At 44.8% G+C, this 797-nt stretch carries 1 pseudogene; it reads left to right on the top strand.

From position 1 onward, the window contains the following. Positions 1-797 (top strand): annotated as a pseudogene (locus HC175_RS15600) (LmbE family protein); the annotation flags it as partial.

Genomic DNA, 797 nt, shown 5'->3' with positions numbered 1-797 from the left:
CCACCACACTTCATCTGCACTACTCAGTTTAAAGGCTTTTGATCTTGCAGGTAATAAAAATAAATTTCCGCAACTTGCACAGGAGCTGGGAACATGGCAGCCAAAAAAGCTATTTTTCAATACCTCTCCCTGGTTCTTCGAATCCCAGGAAGCTTTTGATGCAGCAGATAAATCAGGATTCGTGACCTTTGATACCGGAGTTTATTTTCCGCTGAAGGGGATGTCCAATACCGAGATCGCCTCTCTAAGCCGCAGCCAGCATCAATCTCAGGGGTTTGGCAGCACAGGAACCCGCGGCAGCGCTGCTGAATATATTCAGCTGCTCAAGGGGAACCATCCAAAGAATAATAATGATGTCTTCCACGGGATCAATACCGGCTGGAGCCGCATTAAAGGCGGAAAGGAAATTGGGGAGATCCTTCAAAAAGTACAGGAAAACTTTGATTTTAAAGAGCCGGCTTCCAGCGTGCCTCAACTGGTGAAGGCATATCAATTGATCCTGAAACTGGAGGATGAACACTGGAAACATATAAAGTCCCAACAGATCAAAGATATCATCGCAGCTTCTCTGGGACTGTATCTTGAAGGGATTACAGATGCTCCCCTGGCAACTGCGGGTGAGGAGATAAAACTTGACCTGGAGGCAGTAAAACGAAGTGATATCCCTACGGAATTAGTTGCAATAAAGATCTTACCTGAAGAAAAGAATTTACCGGTAAATCTAAGCCTAACCAACAATACCCCTTCCTTTAAAATTGTGGATTACAGGATCCCCAAAAATGCAAATTTCACGAGCC

It is taken from the genome of Salinimicrobium oceani (assembly GCF_012037645.1).
The sequence above is the reverse complement of the archived record's forward strand: the minus strand, read 5'-3'. Positions and strand labels throughout refer to the sequence as shown.